Annotated in this window: 14 protein-coding genes; 2 read left to right on the top strand and 12 right to left on the bottom strand. The window is 69.0% G+C overall.

All coding sequences use genetic code 11. The annotated features are described in order from the left end of the window. Positions 1 to 28 precede the first annotated feature (28 nt). Complete coding sequence (locus ASE88_RS04125; RefSeq protein ID WP_082466189.1) at positions 29 to 2,326, top strand: TonB-dependent receptor; 2,298 nt, start codon at positions 29 to 31, stop codon at positions 2,324 to 2,326. A 27-nt stretch (positions 2,327 to 2,353) separates the two neighbouring features. Here the strand turns inward: ASE88_RS04125 and bluB are convergent, their stop codons facing one another. Genes bluB through ASE88_RS04090 form a run of 7 tightly spaced genes read right to left on the bottom strand, consistent with a single transcriptional unit; the run spans position 2,354 to position 8,134 of the window. Beyond that, positions 2,354 to 3,004: a 5,6-dimethylbenzimidazole synthase gene (bluB, locus tag ASE88_RS04120; protein WP_056475683.1), complete on the bottom strand. Its 651-nt coding sequence runs from the start codon at positions 3,002 to 3,004 to the stop codon at positions 2,354 to 2,356. Next, positions 3,001 to 3,762: a precorrin-6A synthase (deacetylating) gene (gene cobF / locus ASE88_RS04115; RefSeq protein ID WP_056475681.1), complete on the bottom strand. Its 762-nt coding sequence runs from the start codon at positions 3,760 to 3,762 to the stop codon at positions 3,001 to 3,003. The genes bluB and cobF overlap by 4 nt, the downstream gene beginning before the upstream one ends. Continuing rightward, positions 3,759 to 4,478: a uroporphyrinogen-III C-methyltransferase gene (gene cobA / locus ASE88_RS04110; RefSeq protein ID WP_056475679.1), complete on the bottom strand. Its 720-nt coding sequence runs from the start codon at positions 4,476 to 4,478 to the stop codon at positions 3,759 to 3,761. Before cobA ends, cobF begins: the two co-directional genes overlap by 4 nt. Then, complete coding sequence (locus tag ASE88_RS04105; protein WP_056475676.1) at positions 4,475 to 5,782, bottom strand: cobyrinate a,c-diamide synthase; 1,308 nt, start codon at positions 5,780 to 5,782, stop codon at positions 4,475 to 4,477. Before ASE88_RS04105 ends, cobA begins: the two co-directional genes overlap by 4 nt. Continuing rightward, positions 5,779 to 6,564, bottom strand: a complete 786-nt coding sequence (cobM, locus tag ASE88_RS04100) for a precorrin-4 C(11)-methyltransferase (protein ID WP_056475673.1) — start codon at positions 6,562 to 6,564, stop codon at positions 5,779 to 5,781. Before cobM ends, ASE88_RS04105 begins: the two co-directional genes overlap by 4 nt. Continuing rightward, positions 6,561 to 6,938, bottom strand: a complete 378-nt coding sequence (locus ASE88_RS04095; RefSeq protein WP_056475670.1) for a cobalamin biosynthesis protein — start codon at positions 6,936 to 6,938, stop codon at positions 6,561 to 6,563. The genes cobM and ASE88_RS04095 overlap by 4 nt, the downstream gene beginning before the upstream one ends. Continuing rightward, on the bottom strand, positions 6,935 to 8,134 hold the full coding sequence (locus tag ASE88_RS04090) for a bifunctional cobalt-precorrin-7 (C(5))-methyltransferase/cobalt-precorrin-6B (C(15))-methyltransferase (RefSeq protein ID WP_056475667.1): 1,200 nt from the start codon (positions 8,132 to 8,134) through the stop codon (positions 6,935 to 6,937). Before ASE88_RS04090 ends, ASE88_RS04095 begins: the two co-directional genes overlap by 4 nt. Between ASE88_RS04090 and ASE88_RS04085 the strand changes: the two genes are divergently transcribed. After that, positions 8,133 to 8,882, top strand: coding sequence for a cobalt-precorrin-6A reductase (locus ASE88_RS04085; RefSeq protein ID WP_056475665.1), 750 nt, complete (start codon positions 8,133 to 8,135; stop codon positions 8,880 to 8,882). The two genes, ASE88_RS04090 and ASE88_RS04085, sit on opposite strands and share 2 nt — an antisense overlap. Here the strand turns inward: ASE88_RS04085 and cobJ are convergent. The 5 genes from cobJ to cobN are packed head-to-tail and all read right to left on the bottom strand — an operon-like array spanning position 8,858 to position 15,328. Then, the gene (gene cobJ / locus ASE88_RS04080) at positions 8,858 to 9,607 is read right to left on the bottom strand and encodes a precorrin-3B C(17)-methyltransferase (protein WP_055876341.1); all 750 of its coding nucleotides are present in this window, start codon (positions 9,605 to 9,607) and stop codon (positions 8,858 to 8,860) included. The two genes, ASE88_RS04085 and cobJ, sit on opposite strands and share 25 nt — an antisense overlap. Beyond that, complete coding sequence (cobI, locus tag ASE88_RS04075) at positions 9,604 to 10,341, bottom strand: precorrin-2 C(20)-methyltransferase (RefSeq protein WP_056475662.1); 738 nt, start codon at positions 10,339 to 10,341, stop codon at positions 9,604 to 9,606. The genes cobJ and cobI overlap by 4 nt, the downstream gene beginning before the upstream one ends. Continuing rightward, on the bottom strand, positions 10,338 to 10,967 hold the full coding sequence (locus tag ASE88_RS04070) for a precorrin-8X methylmutase (RefSeq protein ID WP_056475659.1): 630 nt from the start codon (positions 10,965 to 10,967) through the stop codon (positions 10,338 to 10,340). The genes cobI and ASE88_RS04070 overlap by 4 nt, the downstream gene beginning before the upstream one ends. Then, complete coding sequence (locus tag ASE88_RS04065) at positions 10,968 to 12,101, bottom strand: cobalamin biosynthesis protein CobG (RefSeq protein ID WP_056475655.1); 1,134 nt, start codon at positions 12,099 to 12,101, stop codon at positions 10,968 to 10,970. Beyond that, the gene (cobN, locus tag ASE88_RS04060; protein WP_056475650.1) at positions 12,098 to 15,328 is read right to left on the bottom strand and encodes a cobaltochelatase subunit CobN; all 3,231 of its coding nucleotides are present in this window, start codon (positions 15,326 to 15,328) and stop codon (positions 12,098 to 12,100) included. Before cobN ends, ASE88_RS04065 begins: the two co-directional genes overlap by 4 nt. Position 15,329: the final 1 nt, after the last annotated feature.

Raw genomic sequence — 15,329 nt, 5'->3', positions numbered from 1 at the left:
ATGTTCGAAACCCAAGGGGGGACCATCCATGATTCGCTTGCCCGTTCGTACGTCTGCCATCGCCCGCCTGCTCGCCGCCAGCGCGCCGCTGCTCGTCTTCGCCGCGCCTGCCGCCGCCCAGGATCAGGGGGGGCAGGATCAAGTGGCGGCTGGCCAGGCCGTCGCCGATCCCGTCGCCGAGCAGGGCGTAGGTGAGATCGTCGTCACCGCGACCCGCCGGCAGGAATCGTCGAAGGACGTGCCGCTGGCGGTCACCGCGATCAGCGGCGAGAAGCTCGACGTACTCAACTCGAGCGGTCTCGACATCCGGTTCCTCGCCGGCCGCACGCCGAGCCTCCAGGTCGAGTCGTCGTTCGGCCGCACCTTCCCGCGCTTCTACATCCGTGGGCTCGGCAACACCGATTTCGATCCGAACGCCGCACAGCCGGTGTCGGTGGTGTATGACGATGTCGCGCTCGAAAATCCGATGCTGAAGTCGTTCCCCGTGTTCGATCTGCAGAGCGTCGAGGTCCTTCGCGGCCCACAGGGGACGTTGTTCGGGCGCAACACGCCGGCGGGCGTCGTGATGATCGATTCCGCCAAGCCGAACCCGGACAAGGTGTCGGGCTACGCGACGGGATCCTGGGCGACCTACAACACGATCAACGGCGAGGCGGCGATCAATCTGCCGATCGGCAACGGCTTCGCGTTCCGCGCATCGGGCCTGATCCAGTCGCGCGACGACTGGGTCACCAACGATTCCACGACGGGCAATGCCGACCGCAAGCTCGAAGGCTATCGCGACGTCGCCGGCCGCTTCCAGCTCGGCTATACCAGCAGCCATTTCAATGCGTTGCTGAACGTGCACGTCCGTGACCTGACGGGCTCGCCGCGTATCTTCCGCGCAGGACTGTTCAAGCCGGGCACCAACGACTTCAACACCGGCTTCGACCCCAAGCACGCCACGCTCGACGGCTATACCAGCCAGAGCCTGACGCAATGGGGCACCAACCTGCGGCTCGACTATCATCTCGACGGCATCGGCACCTTCTATTCGGTCACCGGCTATGAACAGGCCAAGGTCGAGAGCACCGGCGATGTCGACGGCGGCAACAGCTATCCGTTCACCGGCGGGACGATCGGCGCGATCGGCGTCGGGCTGTTCCCCTCGAACACCGGCGGCCTCACCAAGCCCAAGGAGTTCAGCCAGGAGCTGCGCTACGCCAGCGAGGACATGAACGGCATCCGGCTCCAGGGCGGGCTGTATTATTTCCACCAGACGCTGCGCTATCACCAATATGACTATGCGTTCGGCGGCACCGGATCGCGTGCGACCGACCTGACGCAGGACGTTTTCCACGACAATCGCAACGAGAATTACGGCGCCTTCGCGTCCATCGAGGCCAAGCCGACCGAAGTGCTGACGTTGCGCGCGGGCGTCCGCTACTCGCATGACTATCGCAACGACCTGGTCACCGCACCGATCCCCGGCACGGGGATCAGCGACACGCTGCCGGCACGCGCGGTGGTCCGCGGCTCGAACGTGACCTGGGACGCGAGCGCGACCTATGAGCTGACTCCGGCGATCAACGTCTATACGCGGCTCGCGACCGGCTATCAGGGCCCGGCGATCCAGGACCGCGTGACGTTCGGCAGCGTCCAGAGCACCGCGCCCAAGCAGACGACCTTCTCGGGCGAGAGTGGGTTCAAGGGCACGCTGCTCGATCGAAAGGTGAACTTTTCGCTCGACGCCTATTGGTACAGCACCAAGGATCTGCAGATCACCGCCGTCGGCGGCAACAGCAATTCGGCACGTCTGATCAGCGCGAACAAGGCAATCGGCTATGGCGTCGAGGGCGAGTTCGAGGCGCGGCCGGTGCCTGAATTGTCGCTGACCGCGAGCGGCAGCTACAACTTCACCGAAATCCGCGATCGTTCGATCGGCGTGGGGTTCTGCGCGACCTGCACCGTGCGCGATCCGATCGTGAACGGGTTTGCAGTGATCGACGGCAACGACCTGCCGCAGGCGCCGCGCTGGATCGCCAACTGGACCGCGCGCTACGGGATCCCGCTGGCCAATGGCGGCGAAGTCTATGCCTATACCGACTGGGTGTATCGCAGCCGCGTCAACTTCTTCCTGTACGAAGCGGTCGAGTTCAGGGGCAAGTCGTCGCTCGAGGGCGGTCTGAAGATCGGCTATAAATCGCCGCAGGGGTATGAGGTCGGCGCGTTCGTGCGCAACATCACCAACCAGTATCGCAGCATCAGCGCGATCGATTTCAACAACCTGACGGGCATGATCAACGAGCCGCGGATCATCGGCGGCCAGTTTAAGGTCGCCTTCTGAGCCGACGGGGGCGGATCGTCGGGCGCATCAGCGTTCGATGATCCGGTCGGCAATGGGTTCGCGGCACTGCCAGTCGCGTCGTTCGAGTTCCGGCACGATTGACGGATGCTCGGGATAGCCGAGGCACAGGACCGCGATCAGCGTCCAGTCTTGCGGGACGTCGAGCATCGCGGCGACCGCGGTCGGATCGACGATCGAGACCCAGCCAAGGCCGATCCCGCGGAGTCTGGCGGCGAGCCACAGTGTGTGGATCGCCATCACCGTGGAATAGCGCAGTGTCTCGTGCATCGTCGCGCGGCCGAGCGTGTGGCCGGCGATCGGCGATTCGTCGGAGAAGACGGCTACGATCTCGGGGGCTTCGCGGAGGCCATGAAGTTTCAGGCTGTCATAGCGCGCACGACGATCCTCGTCGGGCTGCGCCGCGGCCGCGCGTGCGTTGACGGCCTCGACATGATCGGTGAGGCCTGTGCGCAGGCATGCCGAGCGGACGCGGACGAAGCGCCATGGCTGCGCATTGCCGACCGACGGCGCCAGCGCAGCGGTGTCGAACAAGGCCTCCAGATCGGCGTCGGCGATCGGGCTCGGCAGAAATTGGCGGACGTCGCGGCGCCAGCGGAGCAGTGTGTCGAACTGCGTGGCGAAGTCGGCCTCGAACACCGGCGGCGTGTCGGCGGTCATTCGCAGATCGGCGTTCTGCGCAGCAGATAGGTGTCCATTATCCAGCCGTGTGTGGCCCGCAGCCTTGCGCGCGTGCCTACGATCCGCGCCGCGACCTCTGCTAACGGACCGGTGGCGAGCGCTTCGTGCGGCATACCGAGATAGGCTCCCCACCAGATCGTCACGCCGACCGGGTCCAGCTTTTGAAACGCGCATGCCCCGTCGAGCATCACCGCGATCGTATCGATCCCGTCGGGCCAGCCGCCCTCGCGCAGGCGTCGGCCGGTCGTGATGAGCACGGGGGCGGCGAGGTCGTTGAGCGGGATCGAATGGGCGGCGGTCAGCACCTGGAGGCTGGTGATGCCGGGGACGACCGTCACCGTCATCGGCAGGCCGTCCGCACGCAGCCGAGCGGCGATCCGCAGCGTGCTGTCATAGAGCGAAGGATCGCCCCAGACGAGCAGCGCGAGGCAGCCGCCGTTCGGAAGATGCCGCGTGATCTGGTCGGCCCAGGCGGTGGCGATCGCGTCGTGCCATCGGTCGACGGCGTCAAGATAGGACGCGTCGAAGTCGCGCTCGGGGAGGTCGAATTCGACGACGTGTATCGCGTTGGTCAACACGTCGGCGCAGATCGTCCGGCGCAGATCGATCAGGTCGGACTTCGCATCGCCCTTACGCGGGAGGAGGATCAGGTCAGCGGAATTCATTGCGGCGATCGCCGCGCGCGTGAGGTGATCGGGGTTGCCGGTGCCGATTCCGATCAGCTGGAGGTCGATCATTCGGCGTCCATCAGCGGACCATACAGGATGAGCGCCGGCTTGCCGGAGAAGCCAGCCTGCAACCGAATGGCCAGCTCGGCGACCGTCGATCGGGTCAGCGACTGGTCGGGGTGGCCGACATTCTCGGCGATCAGCGCAGGCGTATCGGGCGACAGGCCGTGCGCGATCAGCGAGGCGGCCAGCGCGGGGAAGGTGCGCTTGGGCATGAACACGACCGTGGTCGCGTCGGGATCGGCAAGCGCGGTCATGTTGCGCTGTTCGGGCAGGTCCCCGGTGATGTCGTGGCCGGTCAAGAACTGGACGCGGCGGGCGCTCAGGCGCCGGGTGAGCGGGATATTGGCGGCGGCGGCGGCGGCACTCGCCGCGCTGATGCCGGGAATGATCTCGAACGGGATACCCGCGGCACGGAGCGCTACGATCTCCTCCTCGAGGCGACCGAAGATGCCCGCGTCGCCAGACTTGAGGCGTACCACGCGGATACCCGACTGCGCGTACTCGACCAGCAAGTGCGAGACATGCGCCTGGGTTGGCGAGGGACGCCCGGCACGCTTGCCGACCGCGACCAGATCTGCCCCGGCGCGTGTGTGTCCAAGCACCGCGGACGACAGATCGTCGAACAGCACCGCATCCGCCGCCTGTAGCCGCGCGACCGCCTTCAGCGTCAGCAGTTCGGGATCGCCCGGTCCCGACCCGACGAACGAGACGAACCCGGTCACGAGGCGGCGGCGATCATGTGGAAGAAGCTACCGGTGACTCGATTGCGATACGAGCCGGTTTCGGGGACCGCATTGCCCTCCGCATCGGTCACGTGTGCGAGTGGCGCATCGGGTTGCTCGATGATCGTCGAGTAATGGAATTCGTGTCCGGTGAGTGCTGCCCCCGCCGCGAAGCTGCCCATCGACGCGTGCAGCGTCGCGTGGCGATAGCCGAGATGCATCTTCCGCTGCGCGTAGCTGGTCACGAGGCCGAGCAGTCCCGCCATCTGGTGACGCGTGCCATCGGCGTCGATCAAGCCTTCGCCAAGCGTCATATAGCCGCCGCACTCGCCGTGGACGGGGCGCGTGCGCGCGTGCTCGGCGAGCCCCGCGCGGAACGTGGCGGCGGCGGCAAGTTTGCCGGCGTGGAGCTCGGGATAGCCGCCGGGGAGCCAGACCAGGTCGGCGTCCGCGGCGGGGGTTTCGTCGGCGAGCGGGGAGAACGGCAGGATTTCAGCACCGGCATTGCGCCAGCCGTCGAGGACATGTGCGTAGGTGAACGAGAAGGCTGCGTCTTGGGCGAGCGCAATCCGCTGGGCCGGCGGTCGGATCCAGGTCTGAGCGTCGGGTTTGCGCGCGACGGCCGTTGCAGCATCGCGCAGCGCGGCTATGTCGACATGCGCGCGCAGGAACGTCGCATATTCGTCGATCCGCGCGTCGAGGTCGGGATGCTCGGCCGCCTGCACCAGTCCGAGATGGCGTTCCGGCAGTTTGAGGTCGCCGCGCCGGGGGAGCGAGCCGAACACGCGGATCCCGACCGCCTCCATGCCGCTGCGCGCCAGCCGTTCGTGACGTGGGCTGGCGACGCGGTTGAGGATAACCCCTGCGATCGACACGCTGGGATCGTAGCGGCTGAACCCAAGCGCGGTGGCGGCGGCGGACTGTGCCTGGCCCGAGACGTCGATCACCAGCACGATCGGCCATGCCATCCGGCGGGCGATATCGGCGCTGGCACCGTTGCCGGTCGCACCAACCTTCGCGACGCCGTCGAACAGCCCCATCGAGCCTTCGGCGAGCGCGAAGTCGGCGTCGTCGGCTTTGGCGGCGAGCGTGTCGAGCATCGCCGCTGCCATCGACCAGCTGTCGAGGTTGAACGACGCGCGGCCACTGGCGGCGCGGTGGAACGCGGGATCGATATAGTCCGGCCCGCTCTTGAACGGCTGGACCGCAAGACCGTCGTCGCGAAGCGCGCGAAGCAGTCCGAGCACGACGGTGGTCTTTCCGGTGCCCGAGGCGGGGGCGGCGATCAGTAGACCTGGGGTCATACGTTTTGTCCTGCGAACTTCGAGTCTGCCGATTGCGGTCGGAAGCGGCGGTCGTACCCCGCCGCGTAGAGGCTGCTCTCCGCAAAGTCTCGTGCGCCAAGTGCTTGACCGACGAGGATCAGCGCGGTGCGGTCGGGCTTGTCTGCTATCACCTCCGCAATCGTCGCGAGCGTGGCGCGCGCGATCTGCTGGTCGGGCCAGCTCGCACGCCAGACGATCGCCACTGGGCAGCCCGAACCGTAGTGCGGCGTCACATCTGCCACCACCTTGGCAAGATTGTGGACCGATAGATGGATTGCGAGCGTCGCGCCGGTGGCGGCGAACGCGGTCAGCGTCTCGGCGGGCGGCATCGCGCTGGCGCGGCCTGGCGTGCGGGTCAGCACCACCGACTGCACGAGTTCGGGAAGCGTCAGTTCGACCTCCAGCGCGGCGGCGGCGGCGGCGAAGGCGGGGACGCCCGGGGTGATCGTGAAGGGGATGCCGAGCGAGCGCAGGCGCCGGAGCTGCTCGCCCATCGCTGACCAGATCGACAGGTCTCCCGAATGAAGCCGCGCGACGTCGTGGCCGGCATCGTGCGCGGCGACGATCTCGGTGATGATCGCGTCGAGCGACAAGGTTGCGGTGTTTACGATCCGCGCGCCGGGCGGACAATGATCAAGCATCGCCGCCGGGATCAGCGACCCGGCGTAGAGGCAGACCGGCGATCCCGCGATGCGATCGCGCCCGCGCAGTGTGAGCAGGTCTGGCGCACCGGGGCCTGCCCCGATGAAATGGACGGTCATGTGTCGAGTCCTTCGGCGCCCGATCGAGCAATGGCGCAGGTCGCCATCCGATCGGGGGAGATATGGCGGTGTGCCAGCAACTGCGCGCCCGGGCCGGCGGCGGCAAGCGCACATGCTTCGGCGACACTGCCGGTCGCGCGCGCGGACAGGCTGGCAATCGACTGGGTCGGTGTTCGCAGGGCTTGCAAGGCGTCAGGCCATACCGCGATCGCGGGCACGGCCATCGCTTCGGCGAGCGCCGCGACCAATGCGAGCTTGTCGTCCGGCGCCGCCAGCGCCATCACCGGAGGGTGCCCAGCCTGCGCCCGGGCTAGCGCGGCCCGCAGCGCGGCGAGGTTCGCCGCGCCGCGAAATCCAAAGCCGGCGACGATCATAGCACCACGCTCCAGTGCATGACGGGATAGCTCGCTCGCCAGCCGCGCCGCGTGCCGAGCGGCACGGCCTCGGAAAGATCGATGCGCATGAGCGTGCCGCCCTTCATACCCTGCCAACGGATCAGCAGCGCCTCGGACTCGAGCGTGACGGCGTTGGCGATCAGGCGGGTGCCGGGCCCGCGCTCCGACCAGAGCCGTTCAAGCAGAGCATCCGACAGCCCGCCGCCGATGAAGATCGCATCGGGCTCGGCTTGGCCCTCGAGGACGTCAAGCGCACGGCCTTCAACGATCCGCAGGCGGTCGGCACCAAGCGCGGCGGCATTGCCTTGGATGCGGGCGGCCCTAACGGGATCGGCTTCGAACGCGGTAGCTTGCGTCGACGGGTGGGCGAGCAGCCATTCGATGCCGATCGAGCCGGAGCCAGCGCCAATATCCCACAGCGTTTCGCCCGGTTTTGGTGCGAGCGCGGACAGCGTCAGGGCGCGGATCGGGCGTTTGGTGATCTGGCCGTCATGCTCGAACCATGCATCGGGCAGGCCCGACGCCTGGGGCAGAACCGCGCCAGTGCCTGCGAAGGCTATGCCGACGGCCACCGGATGTGCGATATCGCCGAAGGCGCGACCAGCGGCGGTCATCTCGCGAACCCGTTCGCGGGGGCCGCCGAGCGCTTCGAGGATGTGCAGCCGCGATCCGCCGAAGCCGAGGTCGGTCAGATAGCGTGCCAGTGCGGCAACTGCTTCGCCGTCGCGAACGAGGACGAGGGCATGGCGGGTTGGGGCGATGTGTCGGCGGAGTCGTGCGAGTGGCGCGGCATGGAGCCCGAGGCAGGCGGTGTCGTCGAGCGGCCAGCCGAGCCGTGCCGCAGCGAGGGCGAAGGTCGATGGCACAGGGTGCGCGATCCACTCGAAAGCGTCGAGATGGCGGGTGATGGACGTGCCCGCGCCGAACCAGAACGGATCGCCGGACACGAGCATGACGGTTTTCCGGCCACGGTGACCGAGCAGGCCGGGGATGCCCGCATCGAACGGGACTGGCCACGGGACGACCTCGCCCGTAAGTCGAGGGAGCAGCGCCAGATGCCGGGTGGCGCCGCTCACGACGTCGGCGTCCGCAAGCGCCGCCTTTGCCGATGCGGACAGGCCGGCCGCGCCGTCTTCGCCTATTCCGACGATCGTTAGCCAGGGAGTATCAGCCATGTCGAACGTCCTGGTGTTGGGGGGCACGACCGAAGCGAGCGGGCTCGCGGCATTGCTGGCGGCGCGCGGAACAGCGGCGGTGCTGAGCTATGCCGGGCGTGTGGCGAGCCCGAAGGTGCAGCCGATCCCGGTACGGATCGGTGGCTTTGGCGGTCTCGACGGGCTGGTCGGATATTTGCGCGATCACGCGGTGACGCATCTGGTCGACGCAACGCACCCGTTCGCGGCGCGGATGAGCGCGACCGCCGTCATCGCCGCGGCACATACTGGCGTCGCTTACATCGCGTTGACGCGACCGGCCTGGACGCCCGTCGCGGGCGATCGGTGGACGATGCTGGCCGATATCGACGCTGCGGTCGCGGCGCTGGCTGGACCGTCGCGGCGCGTGATGCTCGCGCTCGGACGGATGCACGTCGATGCGTTCTCGGTCCAGCCGCAGCATGACTATCTGCTGCGGTTCGTCGATACGCCCGATCGTCCGCCGGGATTGCCGCGTCATCATCTGGTCGTCGATCGCGGACCTTTCGATGTCGAGGATGAGCGCTGTTTGATGGGAGCGCACGGGATCGAGATCATGGTCTGCAAGAATGCCGGTGGCACTGGCGCGCAGGCCAAGATCGTTGCGGCGCGCGCGCTTGGGCTGCCGGTGATCATGATCGCACGGCCGGTCCCGCCGCCTCGGCTCGAGGTGCATGCGGCCGAGGACGTGCTGCACTGGCTCGATCATGCTGCCGATCGCGGCGTGTAGAGGAGTGGGCCTGACGGACGCTCGATGATCCGGGTGAGACTGGAACCGATGATGATCATCGTCCGCATGTCGGCCATCTCCGCGCGCGCCTCCGGTAGCGGGATGATGCGGAGCGTTTCTTCAGGCGTGGAGACGGCGCGGGCAAACAGGACCGGGCGCTCGTCGCAGCAGGTCGCACGGAGAATCTCGAAAACACGGATCAGCGCGTCGGGACGTGCCTTGGAGCGAGGGTTGTAGAAGGCGATCGCGAAGTCCGCGTCGGCGGCGAGACGTACGCGGCGCTCGATAAGTGGCCAGGGCTTGAGATTGTCAGACAGGTTGATCGCGCAGAAATCATGGCCGAGTGGCGCGCCGACGCGCGCGCTGGCGGCAAGCATTGCTGTGATGCCGGGGAGGACGCGGATGTCGAGCGCGCGCCATTCGGGCGGGCCGGCTTCGAGCGCCTCGAACACCGCCGCGGCCATCGCGAACACGCCTGGATCGCCAGAGGATACGACGACCACGCGGTGGCCCTCCGCCGCGAGTTGGAGCGCGTGCGCGGCGCGGTCGAGTTCGACGCGGTTGTCGCTCGGGTGAAGCGTGAGGCCGTCGCGCGGCGCGACCCGCGCGACATAGGGGATGTAGCCGATGACGTCGGTCGCATCGGCGAGCGCGGCGGTGACCTCCGGCGTCACGAGCGCGGTATCGCCGGGGCCGAGGCCGGCGATGACGAGCCAGCCGGTCATGGGCGCCGCCCCTGGCCGTGGATCAGCAGGATCGAGAAATAGGGCGTGATCGCGTCGGCATCGCACAGCCGCGTGACCCGCTGATCTGCCATCGCAGCGTATTCGACCAGCCATGCCTCGTCCTCGCGCCCGGCAGCGGCGACCGCCCGGCGGAGCTTGTCGAGGTGGCGGCCGATCTTCATCACCACCAGCGCGTCGGTGTCGCGGATGCGGCGGACCAGATCCTCCTCGGGGAGCGTGCCCATCAGCACCGTGAGAACGTCGTCGCCCCAGGTGATCGGCGCGCCGCTCGCGGTCCATGCGCCCGACATCCCGGTGATGCCGGGGACGACCGCGACCGGCGCGATCGTCTGGAGGCGCGTATAGAGGTGCATGAACGAGCCGTAGAAGAACGGATCGCCTTCGCAGAGCACGACGACATCCTCGCCCGCGCGCGCGAGGGACGCGAGATGGTCGATGCAGCGGCTGTAGAACGCCGACAGGCAATCATTGTAGCGTGGGTCCGAAACCGGAATTTCGGTTGTCACCGGATATTCCATCGGGAATTCGATTACGTCCGCGCGGAGCATGCCGTCGACGATCTTGCGTGCTTGCCCAGGTCGCCCGGCCTTGCGAAAATAGGCGACGTGGCGCGCAGTCCGGACGAGCCGATCCGAACGGACGCTCATCAGGTCCTGCGCGCCTGGGCCCAGCCCGACGCCGTGGATCATGCCACCCGGTCGCATCGCGGTCATTCGGTGCCGCTCGCCAGCGCATTGATCGCCGCCACGGTGATCGCGCTGCCACCCATCCGGCCCTCGACGACGACGCAGGGGACGGGCTGGTCGGTCCAGAGCGCCGCCTTCGATTCGACCGCGCCGACAAAGCCGACCGGGCAGCCGATAATCGCGGCGGGGCGCGGGCAATCCGGGTCCTCGAGCATGTTGAGCAGGTGGAACAGCGCGGTCGGCGCGTTGCCGATCGCGACGACCGCGCCGGCGAGGTGCGGGCGCCAGAATTCGAGCGCGGCGGCCGATCGCGTGTTGCCCATCGCGCGTGCGAGGTCGGGGGTCTCGGGGGCGTGCAGCGTGCATAAGATGCGGTTGTCCGCAGGCAATCTGGCACGTGTGATGCCTTCGGTGACCATCCGCGCGTCGCAGAGAATCGGGGCGCCCGCCTGGAGCGCGCGGCGCGCATCGACCGCGAAGGTCGGCGAGAACCGGATATGTTTCGCGAGGCCGACCAGCCCGGCGGCGTGGATCATGCGGACGGCGACCGGCTCTTCTTCGGGTGAAAACCGGGCGAGATCGGCTTCTGCGCGGATCATCGCGAACGACTGGCGATAGATCGCCGCGCCGTCGGTTTCATAGGCGTACGGCATTCAGGCGGCTCCGAACTGAGCGAGGATCTGCGCGGTATCGAGCCCCGCGCGGGAAGGGGGGGCGCCGGCGCGCGCGTCGAACGCGAGGTCGTAGCGGCCGTCGCGACCCGTCAGCGTGACGTCCGCAGTGGTCGCCCGCGCGCACCCCTTGGCGCACCCGGAAACGTGGAGGCGGCCGGCGACGTGGGGCGCGAGGCGGCGGGCGAGGTTGCGGGTCTCGACCGTGGCCTGAGGGCAGGCGGGCGCGCCGACACAGGCGTCGGTGCGGAGCAGCGCGGTGGACGGCGTGGTAATGAAGGCGGCGGGATCGGGTGTAGCCGCGAGCGGCGACTCCGTTTCGAGGATCGCGATATGCCAAGGCGTCAGGCGGATCGCGCGGATCGCGGGCTCGGCCTCGAGCAGGTGGGTCAGCGCCGATGCTTCGATGCGACCGAAGGGCAGGCCGAGCGCGTGCGGGCCGGGCTCTAGCCGCGGTGCGCAAGCCGCGGGGGGGATCGTCGCGGCGGCCCATTCGGGCAGCGGTGCGTGATGACGCGCCATGCGGCCGCTGGCGGTGCCGCCGGTTTCGCCGAACCAGCAGGCGAGCGCGATCAGCTGGTCGACTTCGGTGCCGGGCGATAGCGGCGTGCCCCGGTCCCGGCCGTCGGCGCGGAGGATCAGGTGGCCGCTCGCGGCGCGTTCGATGCGGAAGTCCGCGGGTGCGTCCGCGAGCATCGGCGCGGTGCCGGCGTCAATCGCGAAGCCGACCTTGCCGGGGAGCTCCGGCAGCTCGTGCAGTCGGGCGCGCAATTCGGAGGCGATGCGGTGCGTGTCGTCGCCTTCGCGCCAATCGGGGGCGACGAGGATGTTGGCGCGGGCCTCACGCGTCGGATCGGGGTCGATCAGGCCGAGTTCGAGCATGGCGTCGATCAACGGGCGCCATTCGTCGTCAGAAACGCCCCGGATCTGGAGGTTGGCGCGGCTGGTGACGTCGATCTGGCCCATGCCGTGGCGCGCTGCGGCGGCGCACAGGCCGATGATCTGAGCCCGGGTCAGGCGGCTCAGCGGCGGGCGGATGCGGACGAGCAGGCCATCGCCGGCCATCATCGGGCGCCACGCATCGGGGCACCAGCCCTTGACGACGAACGCGCTCATGCCGGCAGCTCGAGCTGCGCGAGGATCGAGTTGCGGCGCGTCGGCCAGAGACCGGCGGCGTGGAGCGCGGCAAAGCGCGCCTGCATGGCCCCGAGCGCTTCGGGGTTGGCCTGTGCAAGGAACGCCCGGACGTCGTCACGGCCGAGCGTCGCATCGTGATAAAGGTCGATCAGTTCGGGGCGGACCGCGCCGGCTAGATGCGCGAACGCGCCGAGATGGTCGAGCGTCGCGGCGATCTCCGCACCGCCGCGAAAGCCGTGGCGCATCATGCCATCCACCCAGCCGGGATGCGCGCGGGCGTGGACGACGCGGGCGATCTCTTCCTTCAGCGGGCGGGCCCTGGCCTGGCTCGGGTCGCGCGCGTCGAGATGGTAGAGCGTGGCGTTTCCGCCTGCGACCGATTGCGCGGCGGCGAAGCCCGCTTCGTGCGCGGCATAGTCTGCCGCGAGGAGCAGGTCGGTCTCGGGCAAGTCCTGCACGTGGACGAAGGCGTCGGCCGCGGCAACGCGGTCGCGGATGCCGATAGGGTCGAAGGTGTCGTTGCCGTCGTCGAACGCGTGGGCGGAGGCCGACAGCCACGCCTTGCCGGCATCGAGGCGCGCCTCGGGCGTGTAGGTTTCCGCGGCGTCGCCCATGCTCAGGCCGTAGCGGCCTGGTTCGGGACCATAGACGCGCGGCGTCGACGGTTTGCCGACGAACGGGTTCCAGTCCGCGGGCTCGTCGCGTGCGCCGAGCCCGCGTACGGTCTGGCCGAACATCGTGCACAGCGTCGGGAAGGCGTCGCGGAACAGCCCGGATATGCGCAGCGTGACGTCGATGCGGGGCCGGTCGAACGTGGCGAGCGGGAGGATCTCGACGCCCGTCACGCGGTCGGACTGCATGTCCCAGACGGGCTCCGCGCCGAGCAGATGGAGCGCCATCGCGAACTCCTCGCCCGCGGTGCGCATCGTCGCCGACGCCCAGAGGTCGACGACGAGCGTGCGGGGATAGTCGCCATGGTCCTGCAAATGGCGGCGGACGAGTTCGTCGGCGAGCGTCACGCCCTGGCGATGCGCGGCGCGCGAAGGAACGGCGCGCGGATCGGTGGTGTACAGGTTGCGGCCGGTCGGGACGACGTCGGATCGACCGCGCCACGGCGAACCGGACGGACCCGACGCGACACGCTTCCCCTGGAGCGCCGACAGCAAGCCGGCGCTTTCCGCCGCCCCGTGCTCGCCGCGGCCGTAGATGTGCAGGCCGTCGCCATATTGGCTCTCCTTCACGTCGCACACGAACGTGTCGATGCGCGTGATCGCGTCCGCTGGCGACTGCGCATCGTCGAGCCCCAGCGTCGCGGCGAGGCCGGTAGCGGTCGCTTCGTCGCGAATGTCGCGCTGCAGCCGGTCGCGCCGCGCGGGATCGAGGCCGTCGGCGTTGGAGAATTCGTCGAGCAACGCTTCGAGGCGGCCAAGCCCGGCGCCGGTGCGCGTCCGTTCGAGCGGCGGTGGGACATGGCCGAGCGTGACCGCGCCGATGCGGCGTTTGGCCTGCGCGGCTTCGCCGGGATCGTTGACGATGAACGGGTAGATCACGGGCATGGCCGCGGTCAGCGCCTCGGGCCAGCACCCGTCGGACAGCGCGACCGACTTGCCGGGCAGCCATTCGAGCGTGCCGTGCGCGCCGACATGGACGAGCGCGTCGACCCCGCGGGCGCGCAGCCAGAGGTAGAAGGCGACATAGGCGTGCGAAGGACAGCGTGAGAGATCGTGATATTCGTCCGCGCGGTGCTCGCTGCGACCGCGTTCGGGTTGCAGCGCGATCAGCGCGCCGCCCTGGTCGATCGCGGTGAAGGCGAAGTCTTCGCCAGGCTCGCCCCAGACGTCGTGAAGCTCCTGGCGGAGCTCTGCCGGGAGCTTTTCAAGCGCGGTCCGATACGCGGCAAGCGGCCAGCAGATCCGCGACGTCGCAAGGTCGCGGTCGTCGGGCGTGATCGCATAGCCGGCGGCGGTGAGATCGGCGAGGATCGCGTGCGTCGACGCCAGCGCGTCGAGCCCGACGGCGTGCGCCATCTGGTACGCCTTGCCGGGGTAGGTCGACAGGACGATCGCGATGCGGTGATCGGCAACGGGCCTGCTGGCGAGGCTGGTCCACGCTGCGATCCGCGCGGCGATGGCGGCGATGCGGTCCGGGTCGGCGCGGTGTTCGCGGCGGGTATATTCGAGATCGCCGTCCCGGGCTGCGGCTTCCTTGAAGCTGGCGACGCCGGCAAACACGCGGCCGTCCACTTCGGGCAGGACGACGTGCATGGCGAGGTCGGCGGGCGACAGGCCGCGCTTCGCGCCCGCCCAGGCGGCGCGGTCGGAGGTCGCCAGCGCGATCTGGAACACCGGGACTTCGGCGCCGTCGAGCGGCGTGGCTTCGGTCGCCCCGCGCGCGGAGAAGGCGGTGGCGTTGACGATCGCAGCCGGCGCCAGCGGGCCCACCCAGCGCGCCAGCCAGCCGGCTGCGTCGGGCGCTTTCAGCGAGGGCGCGAACAGCCCGATCACGTCGAAGCCCCGTCCGGTCAGTGCGGCGTGGAGCGCCTCGATCGGGTGGAGATCGGCCGCGGTGAGATACGAACGGTAGAAGACGATCAGCACGCGCGGGCGCTTCGCGGTCAGCGCGAACGCGGCGGGGCAGGTCACGCCGTCCTGCGGCTGCCATCCCCCCACATCGGCGATCGCGCGGACCCCGGCGACCGGGCCGGCATAGCAGCCCGCGGCGAGCGCGAACTGCGCCAGCGCCGCGTGCGCCGCGACCGCGCCGCCGGTATCGCACAGCTTCGCGAGGTGGCGAAGCGTCGAGAGCGGGATCGTCGAGGCGGCATCGAGCCGCGCATCGATCCGGCCGTCCGCGGCCAAGACCGCCAGCGCGATGCCTTTTTCCCGCGCGAGATGTTCGACCTGTTGCAGGCCGTAACTCCAATAGGAGCGCCCGCCGATCAGCCGGATCAGGATCCCCTTCGCGCCCGCCAGCGTCTGCTCGACATAGGTATCGACCGACAGCGGGTGCTGGAGCGCCGCCAGGTTCGCGAGCCGCAGCGACGGCAGGCGACGCCCGGCGGCGTCCGCACGCCGCCAGCCCGCGGCGAACGCGCCGAGGTCGCCGTCGGAAAAGGACAGGACGACGAGGTCTGCGGGGGATTGCGCGAGATCCTGCGGGACCGCGTTCTCCTCCAGCCCGTGGGTCTCGCGGAAGACGACGTGCATC

This window comes from Sphingomonas sp. Leaf38 (genome assembly GCF_001421825.1).
Classification (GTDB): Bacteria; Pseudomonadota; Alphaproteobacteria; order Sphingomonadales; family Sphingomonadaceae; genus Sphingomonas.
The sequence above is the reverse complement of the archived record's forward strand: the minus strand, read 5'-3'. Positions and strand labels throughout refer to the sequence as shown.

What these genes read in the sequence shown, in the direction of transcription:
- ASE88_RS04125 (WP_082466189.1), top strand. Translation starts at nt 29, where the DNA reads ATGATTCGCTTGCCCGTTCGTACGTCTGCCATCGCCCGCCTGCTCGCC.
- bluB (WP_056475683.1), bottom strand. Translation starts at nt 3,004, where the DNA reads ATGACCGCCGACACGCCGCCGGTGTTCGAGGCCGACTTCGCCACGCAG.
- cobF (WP_056475681.1), bottom strand. Translation starts at nt 3,762, where the DNA reads ATGATCGACCTCCAGCTGATCGGAATCGGCACCGGCAACCCCGATCAC.
- ASE88_RS04105 (WP_056475676.1), bottom strand. Translation starts at nt 5,782, where the DNA reads ATGACCCCAGGTCTACTGATCGCCGCCCCCGCCTCGGGCACCGGAAAG.
- cobM (WP_056475673.1), bottom strand. Translation starts at nt 6,564, where the DNA reads ATGACCGTCCATTTCATCGGGGCAGGCCCCGGTGCGCCAGACCTGCTC.
- ASE88_RS04095 (WP_056475670.1), bottom strand. Translation starts at nt 6,938, where the DNA reads ATGATCGTCGCCGGCTTTGGATTTCGCGGCGCGGCGAACCTCGCCGCG.
- ASE88_RS04085 (WP_056475665.1), top strand. Translation starts at nt 8,133, where the DNA reads ATGTCGAACGTCCTGGTGTTGGGGGGCACGACCGAAGCGAGCGGGCTC.
- ASE88_RS04090 (WP_056475667.1), bottom strand. Translation starts at nt 8,134, where the DNA reads ATGGCTGATACTCCCTGGCTAACGATCGTCGGAATAGGCGAAGACGGC.
- cobJ (WP_055876341.1), bottom strand. Translation starts at nt 9,607, where the DNA reads ATGACCGGCTGGCTCGTCATCGCCGGCCTCGGCCCCGGCGATACCGCG.
- cobI (WP_056475662.1), bottom strand. Translation starts at nt 10,341, where the DNA reads ATGACCGCGATGCGACCGGGTGGCATGATCCACGGCGTCGGGCTGGGC.
- ASE88_RS04070 (WP_056475659.1), bottom strand. Translation starts at nt 10,967, where the DNA reads ATGCCGTACGCCTATGAAACCGACGGCGCGGCGATCTATCGCCAGTCG.
- ASE88_RS04065 (WP_056475655.1), bottom strand. Translation starts at nt 12,101, where the DNA reads ATGAGCGCGTTCGTCGTCAAGGGCTGGTGCCCCGATGCGTGGCGCCCG.
- cobN (WP_056475650.1), bottom strand. Translation starts at nt 15,328, where the DNA reads ATGCACGTCGTCTTCCGCGAGACCCACGGGCTGGAGGAGAACGCGGTC.